The organism is Rhodococcus sp. NPDC127593 (genome assembly GCF_042671975.1).
Taxonomy (GTDB): Bacteria; Actinomycetota; Actinomycetes; order Mycobacteriales; family Mycobacteriaceae; genus Rhodococcus_F.
Window position 1 is genome coordinate 1 of record NZ_JBHXWI010000025.1, and the last position, 14,904, is coordinate 14,904.

The following is a 14,904-nucleotide window of genomic DNA, read 5'->3' on the forward strand; positions in this document are numbered from 1 at the left end:
CTCGCAGTGGAGACGACAGCACCAGGCCCGCGCCCGAATTTGCCACCACAAGAGACGGGGCCACACGCCATGATCAACTTACGGCTGTAGTACTAGGCGGCTCCGCCACCCGTGCGCGGTTGACGAGTCCCTGGACTCGCTAACCGCTCACGGGTGCAAGCCTCTCGGACGCCTCGAGTTCGCGGACCAGCGGCAGAACGTTGGCGCCGAAGTACTCGATCTCCTCCTGGAAGTGCAGGAAACCGCCCAGGATGAGGTCGACTCCGCGACGACGGTATTCGACGATGCGCTCGGCGATCTGCTCCGGCGTACCGATCAGCTGGGAGCGGAATCCGTCGTTGTACTGGACGAGATCCTCGAACGTGGAGTCGGCCCACATCCCCGACTTGTCGGCGGTGGACGCGCCGGCCTGCTGGACGGCGGACCTGAATCCCTCGACCGCGGGCTTGTTCGCCTTCTCGATGATTTCGCGGAGGGTGTCGCGCGCTTCCTTCTCGGTGTCGCGGGCGATGATGAACCCGTTGAGCCCGAACTTCACTTCCCGGTTGTGCTCGCGCGCCACCCGTCGCACGTCGACGATCTGTTCGGTGACGCCGTCGTAGTCCTTGCCGTTGCTGAAGTACCAGTCGGAGTACCGGCCCGCGTTCTGCCTCGCGGCGGCGGAGTTGCCGCCCTGGAACAGTTCGGGGTTCGGACGGTCGGGCGTGTTCAGCGGCTTCGGCTTGAGGGTGAAGTCGTGGATGCGGTAGAAGTCGCCACGGAAGTCGACGTCGTCCTCCGTCCAGATCTTGCGGAGCACCTGCAGGAACTCGGCGCTGCGCCGGTACCGCTCGTCGTGCTCGAGCCACGGCTCCCCGAGGTGGGTGAATTCATCCTTGAACCAGCCGCTCACGACGTTGACGGCGAACCGGCCGTTCGACAGGTGGTCGGCCGTGGCGCCCAGCTTCGCCAGCACCGCGGGCTGCCACAGACCTGGGTGGACGGCAGCGATCACCTTCAACCGTTCGGTGGCCAGCAGCAGTGCGAGGCTGAAGCTGGTCGACTCGTGCTGGTACTCGGCCCCATAGCTGGCCTCGTACCGGACCTGGCTGAGCGCGTACTCGAAACCGTTGTTCTCGGCGGTCTGGGCGAGCTTCTTGTTGTACTCGTAATCCCAGCTGGTCCGCTGTTCGATGTCGGACGTGACGAGCCCGCCACTGACGTTGGGCACCCAGTAGGCGAACTTGATCTGCTCAGCGATGTGTTCGGTTGACATACCCAGCATGCAACCCGCCCATGCAGCGCACGCCCACCCTTCCGATCAGCGCGCGTACAACCCTTCACCCGGCTCGCGGGTCCGTGTGAGGTTCGACGGCATGACCGCAGTACAGGGAGATCAGGCATGACCGCCGTTCAGAGCGCCCACCGCATCAGTGACGAGGCGGAAGCCCTCGCCGTCGCTGCCGATCTCGCCACAGAATTCGCAGAGGAGGCGGCGGCTCGCGATGCCGGACGGCAACTCCCTTACGAACAGGTAGGCGCTCTCGCCGCGTCCGGGCTGCTCGCACTCGGTGTTCCCCGAGAGCACGGTGGCATCGACGCGCGGACCGAAACCCTCGCCGAAGTGTTCCGCCTTCTGGCCGAGGGCGATCCGAGCATCGCGCAGATCCCGCACAGCCACTACACGTTCCTCGAGGTGCTACGTCACCAGGGCACGCCGGCGCAGCAGGAATTCTTCTATTCCGAGGTACTCGCGGGGCGCCGGTTCGCCAACGCCCAGAGCGAGCGCGGAACGAAGACGATCGACATCGACGCCACGACGCTCACCGAGCAGGGTGGCGACTTCGTCGTCGACGGTCGCAAGTACTACAGCACGGGCGCACTGTTCGCCGACTGGATCGCGGTACGGGCCACCCTTCCGGGGACGACGACGCCGACTGGGAAGCCCGCCAAGGCCGTCGCCTACCTGCCGAGCACCGCCGCCGGGCTGTCGATCGTCGACGACTGGGACGGCATGGGGCAGAAGACCACGGCGAGCGGAACCGTCACCCTGGACGCCGCCCGGGTGCCCGCATTCCACGTCGTGCCGTTCTCCCCCATCTTCGACACACCCACCACGTACGGGTCGCAAGCCCAGATCCTGCACGCCGCCATCGACGCCGGGATCGCCACAGCAGCGCTGAACGAAGGCGTGCGATCCGCGCGTCAGGCAAGGCCCTATTTCGAGGCGGGCGTCACCGACGCCGTCGACGATCCCCTGCTGATCCAGCTGGCCGGAGAGGCGGCGGTCACCGTCCGGTCCGCAACGGCACTCCTCCGGGAGGGTGCGCGCAGCATCGACGCAGCGCGGCGCGACCTCACCCAGCAGAGCGCCGCGGTCGCCTCGATCGATGCCGCCGCAGCCAAGGTTGCCGCCGCCCGTGCGTCCCTCGAGGCGTCGAGCGTGCTGTTCGAACTGGGCGGCACCCGCAGTGCGTCGGAAACGTCCAACCTGTCGCGGTACTGGCGCGACGCCCGCACCCACACCTTGCACGACCCCACGCGGTGGAAGATCCAGCACATCGGCAGGTGGACACTGTCGGGCACCGTCCCGCCCCGCCACGGCCTGCTGTAGGGCCCTCCGGGCCTGTGCGCCTTTCTGGTTGCCGGAGCTACCAAAAAGGCGCACGGGGCGCTACGCGCCTAGATCCGCCTTCATGAGGAAGACGTTGTAGTCGGACCACGTCGACATGGTGAAGTACAGATCGTCGCCGCTCGACCACGGGTGGATGAAACCGCCGTACAGTTCCGGGTACTCGACAGCGCTGACCATCGGTGCCCCGCCGGACCAGACGCCCTGCGGCGAGTCGGACTCACGGAGAACGATCGCCGCCTGGGACGTGTCGAGGTACGCCATCTGCCACTTGCCGGTGGCCTCCTCGTAGCGCACGGACAATTCGGCGGCGGGCGCGTCCACGATCGGCGTCGCCTCCGTGTAGCCACCGACCGGCGTCCAGTTGCCGTTCTGCCAGTACTGATACGCGGACGTGTTCAGCACGTCGGCGGCCGGGACACGGGCCAGGCCGATGGCTCCGAGCCTCGTGTTGGGGGTGCCGAACATATACACGAAGTCGCCCGCCGGGACCATCGACGCGACCTGGAACTTGGTGACCCCGAAGATGTTGTCCCACTTCGCATACGGATCCTTGGTCCACGTCGAGCCACCGTCGTCCGAGTAGGCGATGCCGCCGTAGTTCGTCCACCACGTCGCGGGGATGCTGTTCCAGGTGCGGATCGACATGTAGCTCATGTACTGCCGGTTCCCGACGGCGAAACCGGAGGTCGGGATGGTGGTGATCTCCACGTTGTCGAGCTTGCGGCTGTCGAGCAGTTCCGCCGCGTGGCACCGGCTGTCCTGCACCATGCTGTCGAGGCTCATGCCGTCGGACAGGTTGCGGTCGGAGCTGAAACCGAGGACGTTGCTGCGCCAGTCGTCGCCCTGACCACCGGGCGGCTGAAATCCCTTGCCGACGGTGTCGCCGAACGCGACGGCGATCTGGTCGGGGGCGCTCTCCCACATGATGCCGAGGTCGGTGCCGTTGACCTGGTAACGCTTGTCGGTGCGACTGACGGAACCGGACCCGGTCACCTTGGCCACGCGGGTCACGTCGCCGATCTTCGGGGTTGCCGGGGCCGCGCTGCGCGGCGCCTCCTCGGTCGCCGGGTGCACGAGGGGCGGCCGCGGGGGCAACTGGATGTCGGCGCCCGGGACGGGAATGCCGAAGTGGAAGGGCGTGAACTTCACGCTGACGTCCGGAATGTTCAGCACGCTCGACAGGTTGCCCGGGGCCTTGTCGGTCTCGTCCGTGAGGTCGGGGCACGGATCGGTGCACGTGTCGGCGGGCAACGCCTGCGAGACGCGGACAGGATCCGTGACGGGAGCGGGATACGGCACCGTCGTGATCTTCGGGTACGGGATCGGAATCTCGAGCTTCTCCGGAATCAGCGAGTGCGTCTCGTTCGACACCTCGCTCGCGCAGGAACCGCTGCCGGGAATGCCGTTGGACACCGGCTCGGGTTCCGCGACGGCAGCGCTCTGGTTCGAATAGGCGATCATGCCCGAGCCGATCGCCACTGCCGCGACCGACGCGACCCACCTCTTCGACATCCCCGACCCCTCCGTCAACTCCGGCCACTCCCGGCGGGGGGAACATAACATCGCCCTTGTACGCTCGCCGGTTCCCACACGCCATACCTGGCGGTAACATTTTCGTCCCGATCCGGCGGTAGGCGCTTCGAATTTGTCTCCGTCCTGGCCGCTCTCGCCGATCCCCTGCGACTGCAGGTCGACCGCGGCATTTCCCGGATGGCCCAGCTGCGGAGATCCGACATCGCGCGGGCTCCGCCGCTCGTGCGCCTTTCTGGTAGTTCCGGCAACCAGAAAGGCGCACGGGTGCTACGCGCCTGTCCCGAACAGCATGCCCAGCAGGTAGGTGGCGGCGGCTGCGCCGTACCCGATTGCCAGCTGGCGTAGCGCCCGTTTGACCGGGGGTCCACCCGACAGCAATCCCACCACCAGACCGGTCCCGAGCAGCGCGACGCCGACCAGCGCCGCCGCGACGATGAGTGCGGCGGTGCCTTCCATGCCGAGGAGGTACGGAAGCACGGGGATCACCGCACCGGACGCGAAGAAGCAGAAACTCGCGGCGGCCGCACCGAGCCCGGTGCCGATGGCCTCGTGCTCGTCGACGGCCTCCGTACCCGAAACGGGCTCGGGCTGAACGGCTCTCCGCAGCACGTCGGCCGCGCGTTTCTCGGCGTCCTCCGCGGGCATGCCCCGCGCCCGGTACACGAGTGCGAGTTCGTTCGCGTCGACGTCGAGGAGCGGCACCGCCTCACGGGCGCCCTGCCCCGGTGCCGAAGCCTCGAGCAGTTCACGCTGTGACCGCACGGACACGTACTCGCCCGCGCCCATCGACAACGCCCCCGCGAGCAGACCGGCGAGCCCGGTCAGCAGGACGATGTGATTGTCGACGCCGCTACCGCTGATGCCGAGCACAAGGGCGAGGTTGCTGACCAGGCCGTCGTTGGCACCGAACACGGCGGCACGGAACGTGCCGGACAGACGATTTCGCCCGCGCGCCGCCAGCGCCCGCACCACCTCTTCGTGGATGCGCTCGTCCGCGCCCATGGCGTCGGTGGCGTCGACGTCCGTCGGATACGGCGACCGGGTCTCCGCACGCTGCGCGAGTGCGAGCACGAACACCGATCCGAACCGCCGGGCCAGCACACCGAGGATGCGTGTGCGGACGTCACCGCGCACGGGCTTGCCGACGTGTTCGCCGAGCAACTCGCGCCAGTGCGCCTCGTGCCGTCCCTCGGCGTCGGCGAGCGCCAGCAGAATCTCGCGTTCCTCACCGGTCCGGCGTTTCGCGAGGTCGCGGTAGACGGCCGCCTCGGCACGTTCGTCGGCGAGGTAGCGGCGCCACTTCCGGACTTCACGCGGACCGGGATCCGGTCTTGCACCAACCACCGTCAACCTCCCGATCGTCGGGGAGAAGCCTACCGACGAGTCTCTCCCCAGCGCGGCGGTTCGAGGTCAGTCCTCGGCGGCGAGAGCCTTCCCGAGTGAGTCCTCGGGTTCGGAGACCACCACGGGATCGCGTCCGGACAGGATGTCGAGGACGGCCTTCGGCCGGGCCAGCGATTCGCGCACGGTGTTCCTGACCATCGTGATCATGCGGCATTCGCAGCCGGCGTTGACTCCGGCGACGTCGATCCCGGCACCGCGACACAGCGCGACCGCGCGGGGGACGTGGAAACCCTGCGTGACGATCAGCGCCTTGGTCACTCCATACGTGTGGACGGCCCGCGCACACGTGTCGTAGGTGTCGAGCCCGTATCGGTCGCCGACGATCTTGTTGCGGTCGATGCCCTTCTCGACCAGGTATTCCGTCATTGCCGCGATCTCGTCGCCGGATCTGCCTGCGCCGTCGCCCGAGACGAGCACCGCCCGGGCCCGGCCGTCCTCTACGAGGCGGACGGCGACGTCGAGGCGCCCGGCCAGGTACTCCCGGGGTTTGCCGTCGCGCACCTGCGCACCGAGGACGATGACCACCGGCGCTTCGGGTGCGTCGTCGACGTCGTAGACGTGGCCGGAGGACTCGCGTGATATCCACACCGTCGAGGCCGCGACGACGAGGACCGCGAGCGCGCCGAGGCCCGCTCCGATGCCGACCAGTCGGCGGACGATCCGTCGTTCCCCCATGCCGTCATCAAACCACAGGCTCAGGCGACGACCGGTTCTTCCCCGGCGCGCCGCTCACGCAGTCCGGATACCAGGCACAGGCCGAGCCCGAACAGGACCCAGCAGGTCAGCACGAGCACTGCCGCACCGGCTCCGTGTCCGTCGAAGAACGCCGTCGACCGCACCATGGTTCCCGCCGCTCCGGGCGGCAGCAGCTGACCGAATGCGCCCCACCCCGACGGCAGCCACGCCGCGGAGGTCGCCAGGCCGGACAACGGGTTGGCGAGGAAGATCATGGTCACCGCGCCGAGCGCGAACCCCGCTGTGCCCAGCACGGATTCGAGCCCGAGAACGGTCAGCGAGATGGCGGCGATGCCGAGCACGACGGCGCCGGTGGTCGTCCAGTAGTTGCCGTCGACGCTTCCGAGACCGAACTGCAGAATTGCCGTCAGCACCACCCCGGCACTCACAGCGAACAGCACCGCCCCGACCACCCGCCGACCGACACTGCGCGGAAACAGCCGCACGAGCGCAAGCGCGGGGACCATTCCGCCGAAGACGAGGGGAAGCGCCAAAGCACCCAGACCGACACCGGCGGGATCATCGGCCGTCAACGGAACGACGTCCTCGACCGGAACGGGTCGTCCCGCAGTCTTGCTCATTCCCGCCGCGAGACCGTTCATCGTCTGCGCGACGGGCGCCCCACCGGCGCCGGCAGACAGGACCGTCATACCGTCCGGTGTCGCGACGATTCCGCCGACCACCTCCCGGTGTTCGATCGCCGTCCGGACCGCATCGGAGTCGGGGAAGCGCTCGGTGACGAACGCGCCCGGGTGTCCCGCGGCGAGCGCGCTGTCGATCCGGGTGACGGCCGCGTCGGGTCCGGCGACGCCCAGTCGGAGGTCGTGCGGGCCGCTGTTGACGGCGGGCAGCGCGAACGCCAGCAGCATCAGCGCGATCACCGCGGTGAGTCCCAGCACGACAGCGGTCAGTTTCACGGGATCCGCCGGGCGGTGCGCAGACGGCCCGGCGGGCTCCGTGCGCGGCTCGAGTGTCCCGGTATCCGAAGTGCTCATCGGACTCCCTTTCACTAAGTGGAGGAATTTCCTCCGGTACTTGTGGAGAATATTCCTCCGGTTATGCTGGGTTGTCAACGGAAGAGGTGGAATCGTGCGGGCAGATGCGCTGGAACGACGCAACATCCTGATCAAGGCCGCCCGCGCGGTGTTCGCCGACCGCGGGCACGATGCGCCGCTCGACGCCATCGCCGCAGAAGCGGGCGTCGGGATCGCCACCCTCTACCGGAACTTTCCGAGCCGGGACGAACTCGCCCACGCCGTTGCCCGCACGACGCTCGCCGAGGTCCGCGAACTCGCCGTCCGGGGACTGGACGAATGCCGGGACGACCCGGAGGGAGCGTGGCGGCGATTCGTCGACGCTGTGGTCGAACTGCGCATGGGAGCGTTGGTTCCCGCACTGGTCAACAGCCTCGACGAGCTGCCACCCGACGTCCGCGAATCGAGGGAGCTGACGAAGGCGACGGTCACCGACCTCATCCGCAGGCTGCAGGACGTCGGACTGGTGCGCGAGGACGTCGTGCCGCTCGAGATCATCATGGGGATCGCCATGCTCACCCGGCCTCACGTGCTGATGTTCGAGGACACGACGGCGAATCTCGTTCCGCGGCTGATCACGGTGTTCCTCGCCGGATTGCGCCCGGACGGCGCTCCGTTACCGCCGCCGATCCCCCCGGAGTCCGTTGTACTGTGACGAACATGCAGCCAGGGGGGCCTCTGCCACATCCATGGAATCACCCGCGTGCGGGTGACGATCAGCCGCCGCTGAACGGCTGGGACGTGGCGGTGTCGGCGGCCGCGCTCGTCGTCGCGGTCGCCGTCGCCAGCATCTCCGCGGTCGCGGGGCTGTTCTGGCTGCTGTTCCTGGACTACTGCCCGCCCGAGACGTGCAGCGCCGAGAACGCGTGGATCGCGGTGTGCGTGGCGCTCGCGGTCGCCGCACTCGTGACCGTGATCGGCGGCGTGGTCACGATCGCGCGCATCGCGCGGCGCACGATCGCGTGGCCGGTGGCGTGCGGAACCCTGATCCTCTGCGCGGGCGCGTGCGCGATCGGATTCGCCGGTTACGTCTCCGCGACGGGGATCTGAGCCGCCTCAGTCCGCGTGATGGTGGTCGGTCCGGCTGATCGCGACAGCCGAGACGATCACCCCGACCACCACACCGACGAGCGTGTCCACGACGCGGCTCACCGCGATGTCCGGTGCGACCGCCGAGCCGAGGCCCGTGAGCAGCAGCGCCATCGGTGTGATGGCGACGGACGCGAACGCGTAGTTCTTGATGACGACCAGTTCGGTCACGGTCTGCAGCACCACGATGACCACGACGGCCTGCCAGTACCCCATCGCCGCGGCGATCAGCCCGGCGGCGAGAACGGCGCCCGCCACATTGCCGACGAGCCGTTGAATTCCCCGCTGCACGGTCTGACTGAAGTTGAACCCCTGCATCGCGGCCATCGCACCCATCGACGCCCACAGCGGATGCTCCAATCCCAGTGCCACACAGACCCACCCGGCCAGCGCGGCGGCAGCGGCGATGCGGGCCGCGTTGACGATCCCCTCTCGCGACCGCAGCGCCCGGAGACCGTCCGCGAAGAAGCCTGCGGGCTGCGGCAGCACCGCGGTCTCCGCGGCGAACGCCGAAAGGTCGCTGCGGCGCTTCACCTTACGAAGCTCGGACTCGTGATCGACGAGCGCACGCAGGGTGTCGTGGTCGCGCTCGTGCGCCCACCGATCGACCACCGTGTCCGCTTCGGCGAGAAGTGCGAACAATTGGTGGGAGTGCCCGTCCCGGCCCCGCCCACTGTGTGCGATCACGTCACGCGCGTTGTCGATGGCCTTGCGTGCGGACGTGATCGCGGAGGCGTCGTGTGCACGCTCCAGTTCCGCGGCCGCGGCGAGTGCGCGCGCCACCGCGAGCCGGGCGGGACCGAGGGGAACGAACAGGCAGGGCGTCATGGCGGCGAGCCAGCCCACGACGACACCGATCGTCACGGCCACGACGGCCGGTCCGAGACCGGAGAGCTGGGTCGCGTGCCCGACCGCGGCGGTGGCCGCGAAGATCAGGATGACGGGCCCGGGACCGGCGATACGGAACGCCGCCAGCAGCCAGGCGGCGACTCCCGACGCCACGGACATGACCGCGATCTGCAGCCAGAGCGGCAGCCCCGCCGCACCGAGGAGCGCTCCCCCGGCGACGAATACGATGAGCGCGACACCGACGAGCCCCGTCTTGCGGGCGAGCCGCGGGTACGGCTCGTATCGACCGAACGCGGCGGTCAGCGCACCGAGTGCCGCGAAGCCCGCGAGGTTGCCGTGCCCGAGAAGACCGCCGATCACCAGCACCAGAGCCGTCGCCGCGCCCACCCGCAGCGCGGGGGCGATGGTGGCATCGGCGTTCCGGACCTCGAACGCGCGACGCCACGTCGACGGCGCCACCGAGTAGGCCAGCGCCCCACGGGAGTGATGGAGCCGGCTGAGGTCGGGTGCGTATCGAGGGGAAGCCTGCATGGCTACAGCGTACCGTATACTTCACTAGTAAAATAGTTATGAATTAGTGTGAAGTTGGTCGCTACGATGGTTTTCATGAGCACTGCCCCACGTCCGGATGAGGACTTCACCGATCGCGTTCGACGCGAATGGGCCGAGACCCATCCCGAAGTGGACACGTCACCGATCGAAGTGATGGGCCGCATCACCCGGATCGGATCCCAGGCCCTGCAGCAACTCGACCGCGCCCTGGACGCGAGCGGCGTCTCGCGCGCCGAGTTCGACGTCCTGTGTGTACTCGCCCGCAGCGATCGGCCACTGCGGGCCAGCGAGGTCACCGCCGTGACGATGCTCAGCGGCGCATCCACGACCAAGCACGTCGACCGCCTGGCCCGGCTGGGCCTCGTGGAACGACTGCCCTTCGAACGCGACGGGCGCGTCGTGCTGCTCCACCTGACCGAGTCCGGGCGGGAACTCGTCGACACCGAGTTCCCGCAGCGCGTCGAACGCGACCGGCAATTCCTCACCGGACTCGACGAGGACGAATGCGCCGTCCTGGCCGGGCTGCTCCGGCGGATCGCCGCCAACGTCGAATCCGGGATTCGCCGGTAGTTCCCCGCCCCTCACGGAATGATCTTCCGGGCCCGAAGGTCGCGGAAGATGTCGAGGAACATCTGCTCGGTCTCGACGTGACGGTGGAAACCCAGCCGGCGCGCCTTGGAACCGTCGGCGATGACGTCGTAGTCCCAGCCGAAGACGAAGTCGCCGAACGCCCACGACGAGACGTCCGAGTACGGCGTGGGCTCCAGTCCGTGCTTCGCGACGAGGCGGTTCCACACCGGCTCCTTGTCGGCCATCACGACGTCCATCGACATCGGCAGCGGCGGCGCGACGTCCAGTTCGAAGAAATCCGCGATCTTCGGCAGCATCTCGTCCCAGCGGAACAGATCCCCGTTATTGATGTTGAACGCCTGGTTGGCACACTCGGGCGTGGTCGCGGCCCAGACGGTCGCCTCCGCCAGCAATCCGGCGTCGGTCATCTCGATCAGGCTCGTGTACGCGCCGGGCTTCCCCGGAAACCGCAGCGGCACTCCGAGTTCCTTCGACATCGTGGCGTAGACGGCAATCACCAGCGCGAGATTCATCGGATTGCCGAGAGCGAATCCGCACACGACCGAGGGGCGGATCGCGGACCACGTCCAGCTCTTGCCGCGCTGACGGTCTTCGAGGAACTGCTGCTGGTCCACGTTGAACTCGGGCGGCATGTGCGGCGGATCGCTCTCGCGCGCCGGCGTCTTGAACGGTCCGAGGTGGGCGCCGTAGACCTTGTAGCCCTGCATCAGGCTGATGTGCTCGAGCCTCGCAGCCACGGGTTCTATCGCGTTCACCGTGTTGACGAGCATCGCGACGTTGGGCGCGACGAGCTCCGCCCACGACGGCCGGTCCTGGTAGGCGGCGTAGAAGATGTGGGTCGCGTCGCGCAGTTCGGCCAGCTTCTCGGCGGCGTCGCGCTCGTCGAGCAGATCGACCGCGATGTGCCGCACCCGGTCGGTGTCGGGTCCGCCTCGGCGCGACAGTCCGACAATCTCCCACTCTCCGGTCGCCTCGAGGTGGTCGATCAGATTGCCGCCGATCACGCCGCGCGCACCGACGACCACTGCCACTCTGCGCTTCGCCATCACTCACTCCTATCGGTATATCGCGAAGTTGCGATATACCGAGTGAAGCACATATATCGGAAAATCGCGATATAGCGGTACGATGGATCGTGTGAGTGAACTTCCGGACCCGACCGACCTGGCCCTGGTCTTCAAAGCGCTGTCGAACCCGACCCGCGTGCGCATCCTGCAGTGGCTGAAGGAGCCGGACAGCTTTCCCCCGCAGCTCGAACCCGCCGAAGAGGTGGGCGTGTGCCTGAAGCACATTCAGGCGAGGGCCGAGGTCTCCCAGTCGACGGCCTCGCAGTACATGGCCGCCCTACAGAGCGCGGGCCTGGTCACCAGCCATCGGATCGGCCAGTGGACCCACTACCGCCGCAACGAAGACCGGATCGCCAGGCTGGCCGATCACATCCGCACCGAACTCTGAACGAATCAGGGCATCTCCACGGTTTCGGCGCGCGCGATCTCGTCGAGCGCCCGGCGGACGTAACCGTCGGCGGGTACCTCCGCCGCACGCAGCAGATCGGCGATCACCAGGATCGCGGCCTCCACGGCACGCTCCGGTCTGCGCGGGTTCTCCTCGACGTCGGCCACACCGAGTGCACCGGTCAGCACGGTGACCAGCGAGTCGACGTCGACGGCCGGAAACCAGAGTGCCGCCGCCCGCGCGCAGCGGGTGAGAACGTCCTGGACGTCCTCCCCCGTCAGACCGTCCGGGTGCAGCGTCTCGAGTAGTTCCCGGACCACCCCCGCCAGCACCGCACCGACCTGCTCCACGGGCAGGGCCGCGAGATCCTCCGTCGCCTCGGTCAGAGCCGCCGCGTCCGACGCACGCGCCGCGACGATGGCGGCATCGAGCGCTTCGGCGATGTCACGCGCGACAGCAGGCCAATGAGTGGGCCACATCCGGTAGATCCTCTTCTCGTCTTCGTCGAACCGAAGCTCACTGTGCCATGGGGCACCGACAGTCGGCGCACGGCGCCACGGGGCACCGACAGTCAGCACAGCCGCTCGATCAGCCGCAGCGCGTCGAACGGCGCGTACCCCTTCATGTCGTTGTCGAAGTAGGCAAAACAGTCGAGGCCCTGCCCGAGCCACCTCTCGAACTTGCGCGCCCATTCGTCCAGCGCCTCGTCGGTGTAGCCGCTGGCATACAGCTCCTTGTCCCCGTGCAAGCGGGCGTAGACGAAATCGCTCGTCACCGTCTCTACGTACGGGTACCGGCCGGCCGTGTCGGCGACGACGAACGCGACGTCGTGCGCGCGGAGCAACTCCCTCGCCTCCTCCGTGTCGAAACTGGGGTGCCGAACCTCGAGCGCGTGGCGGACGGGGCGCTCGGCGTCCGTTTCTGTCCACGCCCTGTCGTCGGTGAGCTTGTCGTCGTGTCGTGACGCGAGCGTCGCGGCGTCGGTGGTCGTCCGCGGCAGTTGGTCGAAGAACGCTGCGAGACTCGTCGAATCGAACGTGAGCGTCGGGGGCAGTTGCCACAGCAGCGGTCCGAGCTTGGGGCCCAACGCGAGCACCCCGGATGCGAAGAAGTTCGCCAGCGCCGTCTCGGCACCGACCAGCCTCTTCATGTGCGTGATGTAGCGACCGCCCTTGACGGCGTACACGAAACTCTCCGGTGTCTCGTCGCGCCACTTCGCGTAACTCGTCGGTCGCTGCAGCGAATAGAAGGACCCGTTGATCTCGATGGACGTCAATCGCCCCGCGGCATAGGCCAACTCCTTGCGATGCGCCAGACCGTCCGGGTAGAAGTCACCGCGCCAACCGGGATACGTCCAGCCGGAGATACCGACGCGGGCCTCAGCCATCTCACGACCCTAGCGCCGGAACCTATTGCATGTGGCCCGTCCCGGGAGAACCATGAGAGGACCCCACAATCGAGGAGGCACTGATGCCGAGATATCTCTGGCAGGTCACGTACTCACCCGAAGGCGCGAAGGGACTACTCGCCGAAGGCGGCACCACACGACGCGACGCGATCACACAGATGGTCGAAAGCGTCGGGGGCACAGTCGAATCCTGCTACTTCGCACTGGGTGGCCGGGATCTGTTCGTGATCGGTGACGTGCCGGACGAAGTCGCGGCCGCCGCGCTCGGCATCCGCACCACCGCCTCCGGTGCGGCGAGGTCCGAATCGGTGGTGCTGCTGACGCCGGAGCAGGTGGACGACGCTGTGCGCCGGGACGCCGAGTACCGGGCGCCCGGCAGCTGACCGGCCTCCCGGCCCTGCGGTAGCGAATATCGTTCTGCAGGATGATGTGCGGCGGCGGAATCGGTCGATAGCGTCGAGCCATGTCGACTGACCAGGCAAACTCGACGTCGGTGAACACGTTCACTACCGAGTCCGCTCGCCGTGCCCTGTTCGCGTCGAGGGCGTTTCCCGCCGGCCTCGTCTCGCTCGGCGCCGCGGCAACCGGACGGTACCGCTGGGCCGCGCGGTGGCAACTCGCTGCCACCGACCCGAGCGCGCTCCTGTTCCGCGCCTGGCTGCATCAGGCCTGAGAGCCGCGAATCCGAAACACCGGAATGAATGACCACGAGGGAAGGTTGCACGCCACATGACGGAGACCACAGCAGAAACCCCGCAGCTCGGACAGTTCGGCGTCTGGCGTCACGCCGGCGGATTGGCCCCCGAGGTGGGTGCGGCAATCGAATCGGCAGGCTACGGCGCGATCTGGATCGGCGGCTCTCCGCCGGCCGACCTCGAAGTCGCCGAACGCCTGCTCGACGCGACATCCACCATCACTGTCGCGACCGGAATCGTGAACATCTGGACCGCCCCCGCCGACGAGATCGCGACCTCGTTCCACCGGATCGAGGCCCGCCATCCGGGACGCTTCCTCCTCGGCATCGGCGTCGGCCACCCCGAACAGCCCGGCCTGAACTACAGCAAGCCGTACGCCGCGCTCGTGGAGTATCTCGATGCCCTCGATGCTGCCGGTGTCCCGGCGGGACGACGCGTCCTCGCCGCGCTCGGTCCGAAGGTTCTCGAACTCTCCGCAGCCCGCGCCGCCGGCGCCCATCCGTACCTGACCACTCCGCAGCACACCCGCGAAGCGCGTGAGCTGCTGGGCCCGGGCCCGGTGATCGCGCCGGAGCAGAAGGTCGTGCTGGACACCGATCCGGAACGCGCTCGCCCCATCGGACGTTCGGCCGTCGAGAATCCGTACCTGCACCTGCGCAATTACGTGAACAACCTGAAACGGCTCGGGTACACCGACGAGCAGATCGAGAACGGCGGCAGCGACGACCTGATCGACGCGCTCGCCGCCCACGGCGACACGCAGTACGTCGCCGGCCGCCTCCGGGAACACCTGGACGCGGGCGCCGATCACGTCGCCATCCAGGTACTGCCCGCAGGCGACGATCCGGTGCCCGCCCTGCGGGAACTCGCAGGCGCGCTGGGACTCTGAGTTCTGCTAACGAAATGGTGTGATGGTGGGTACCTCATACTGGAAGGGGTTCGCCG

17 protein-coding genes are annotated in these 14,904 nt (G+C 68.0%); 8 read left to right on the forward strand and 9 right to left on the reverse strand.

From position 1 onward, the window contains the following. Nucleotides 1–139: 139 nt before the first annotated feature. Nucleotides 140–1,255 (reverse strand): dimethylsulfone monooxygenase SfnG, encoded by a 1,116-nt coding sequence (sfnG, locus tag ACFVJ3_RS23165; RefSeq protein WP_378454263.1) that lies wholly within the window; start codon nt 1,253–1,255, stop codon nt 140–142. Between the two features lie 126 nt (nt 1,256–1,381). Between sfnG and ACFVJ3_RS23170 the strand changes: the two genes are divergently transcribed. After that, nucleotides 1,382–2,593: an SfnB family sulfur acquisition oxidoreductase gene (locus ACFVJ3_RS23170; RefSeq protein ID WP_378454264.1), complete on the forward strand. Its 1,212-nt coding sequence runs from the start codon at nt 1,382–1,384 to the stop codon at nt 2,591–2,593. A 60-nt stretch (nt 2,594–2,653) separates the two neighbouring features. Here ACFVJ3_RS23170 and ACFVJ3_RS23175 read toward each other — a convergent pair whose 3' ends face one another. From ACFVJ3_RS23175 to ACFVJ3_RS23190, 4 genes are all read right to left on the reverse strand, one after another. Next, the gene (locus ACFVJ3_RS23175) at nt 2,654–4,126 is read right to left on the reverse strand and encodes a DUF4185 domain-containing protein (RefSeq protein WP_378454265.1); all 1,473 of its coding nucleotides are present in this window, start codon (nt 4,124–4,126) and stop codon (nt 2,654–2,656) included. Nucleotides 4,127–4,414: 288 nt separating this feature from the next. After that, nucleotides 4,415–5,491 carry a VIT1/CCC1 family protein gene (locus tag ACFVJ3_RS23180; RefSeq protein ID WP_378454266.1) on the reverse strand — a complete coding sequence of 359 codons (1,077 nt, stop codon included), beginning with the start codon at nt 5,489–5,491 and terminating at the stop codon, nt 4,415–4,417. Nucleotides 5,492–5,557: 66 nt separating this feature from the next. Continuing rightward, nucleotides 5,558–6,226: a vancomycin high temperature exclusion protein gene (locus ACFVJ3_RS23185; protein ID WP_378454267.1), complete on the reverse strand. Its 669-nt coding sequence runs from the start codon at nt 6,224–6,226 to the stop codon at nt 5,558–5,560. A 20-nt stretch (nt 6,227–6,246) separates the two neighbouring features. Further along, on the reverse strand, nt 6,247–7,281 hold the full coding sequence (locus ACFVJ3_RS23190; RefSeq protein WP_378454268.1) for an ABC transporter permease: 1,035 nt from the start codon (nt 7,279–7,281) through the stop codon (nt 6,247–6,249). Between the two features lie 94 nt (nt 7,282–7,375). Between ACFVJ3_RS23190 and ACFVJ3_RS23195 the strand changes: the two genes are divergently transcribed. Then, nucleotides 7,376–7,975: a TetR/AcrR family transcriptional regulator gene (locus ACFVJ3_RS23195; protein WP_378454269.1), complete on the forward strand. Its 600-nt coding sequence runs from the start codon at nt 7,376–7,378 to the stop codon at nt 7,973–7,975. Nucleotides 7,976–7,980: 5 nt separating this feature from the next. Further along, the gene (locus tag ACFVJ3_RS23200) at nt 7,981–8,370 is read left to right on the forward strand and encodes a hypothetical protein (RefSeq protein ID WP_378454270.1); all 390 of its coding nucleotides are present in this window, start codon (nt 7,981–7,983) and stop codon (nt 8,368–8,370) included. Nucleotides 8,371–8,376: 6 nt separating this feature from the next. Here ACFVJ3_RS23200 and ACFVJ3_RS23205 read toward each other — a convergent pair whose 3' ends face one another. Continuing rightward, nucleotides 8,377–9,789: an FUSC family protein gene (locus ACFVJ3_RS23205; protein ID WP_378454271.1), complete on the reverse strand. Its 1,413-nt coding sequence runs from the start codon at nt 9,787–9,789 to the stop codon at nt 8,377–8,379. 66 nt (nt 9,790–9,855) lie between these two features. On the opposite strand from ACFVJ3_RS23205, the gene ACFVJ3_RS23210 reads away from it, so the two are divergent. Then, nucleotides 9,856–10,380: a MarR family winged helix-turn-helix transcriptional regulator gene (locus ACFVJ3_RS23210; RefSeq protein ID WP_378454389.1), complete on the forward strand. Its 525-nt coding sequence runs from the start codon at nt 9,856–9,858 to the stop codon at nt 10,378–10,380. 11 nt (nt 10,381–10,391) lie between these two features. Here the strand turns inward: ACFVJ3_RS23210 and ACFVJ3_RS23215 are convergent, their stop codons facing one another. After that, a complete protein-coding gene (locus ACFVJ3_RS23215; protein WP_378454272.1) occupies nt 10,392–11,447 on the reverse strand; it encodes an SDR family oxidoreductase in 1,056 nt (351 codons plus the stop codon). Nucleotides 11,448–11,538: 91 nt separating this feature from the next. Here ACFVJ3_RS23215 and ACFVJ3_RS23220 point away from each other — a divergent pair, with 91 nt between their 5' ends. Then, nucleotides 11,539–11,856, forward strand: a complete 318-nt coding sequence (locus tag ACFVJ3_RS23220) for a helix-turn-helix transcriptional regulator (protein WP_095862339.1) — start codon at nt 11,539–11,541, stop codon at nt 11,854–11,856. 5 nt (nt 11,857–11,861) lie between these two features. On the opposite strand, the gene ACFVJ3_RS23225 is transcribed toward ACFVJ3_RS23220, so the two are convergent. Continuing rightward, nucleotides 11,862–12,335: a hypothetical protein gene (locus ACFVJ3_RS23225; RefSeq protein WP_378454273.1), complete on the reverse strand. Its 474-nt coding sequence runs from the start codon at nt 12,333–12,335 to the stop codon at nt 11,862–11,864. Nucleotides 12,336–12,427: 92 nt separating this feature from the next. Continuing rightward, on the reverse strand, nt 12,428–13,243 hold the full coding sequence (locus ACFVJ3_RS23230) for a DUF72 domain-containing protein (RefSeq protein WP_378454274.1): 816 nt from the start codon (nt 13,241–13,243) through the stop codon (nt 12,428–12,430). 83 nt (nt 13,244–13,326) lie between these two features. On the opposite strand from ACFVJ3_RS23230, the gene ACFVJ3_RS23235 reads away from it, so the two are divergent. From ACFVJ3_RS23235 to ACFVJ3_RS23245, 3 genes are all read left to right on the forward strand, one after another. Continuing rightward, nucleotides 13,327–13,647 (forward strand): GYD domain-containing protein, encoded by a 321-nt coding sequence (locus tag ACFVJ3_RS23235; RefSeq protein ID WP_378454275.1) that lies wholly within the window; start codon nt 13,327–13,329, stop codon nt 13,645–13,647. Between the two features lie 80 nt (nt 13,648–13,727). Next, on the forward strand, nt 13,728–13,937 hold the full coding sequence (locus tag ACFVJ3_RS23240) for a hypothetical protein (protein ID WP_378454276.1): 210 nt from the start codon (nt 13,728–13,730) through the stop codon (nt 13,935–13,937). Nucleotides 13,938–13,993: 56 nt separating this feature from the next. After that, nucleotides 13,994–14,848: an LLM class F420-dependent oxidoreductase gene (locus ACFVJ3_RS23245; RefSeq protein WP_378454277.1), complete on the forward strand. Its 855-nt coding sequence runs from the start codon at nt 13,994–13,996 to the stop codon at nt 14,846–14,848. The last annotated feature ends 56 nt before the right edge of the window (nt 14,849–14,904 follow it).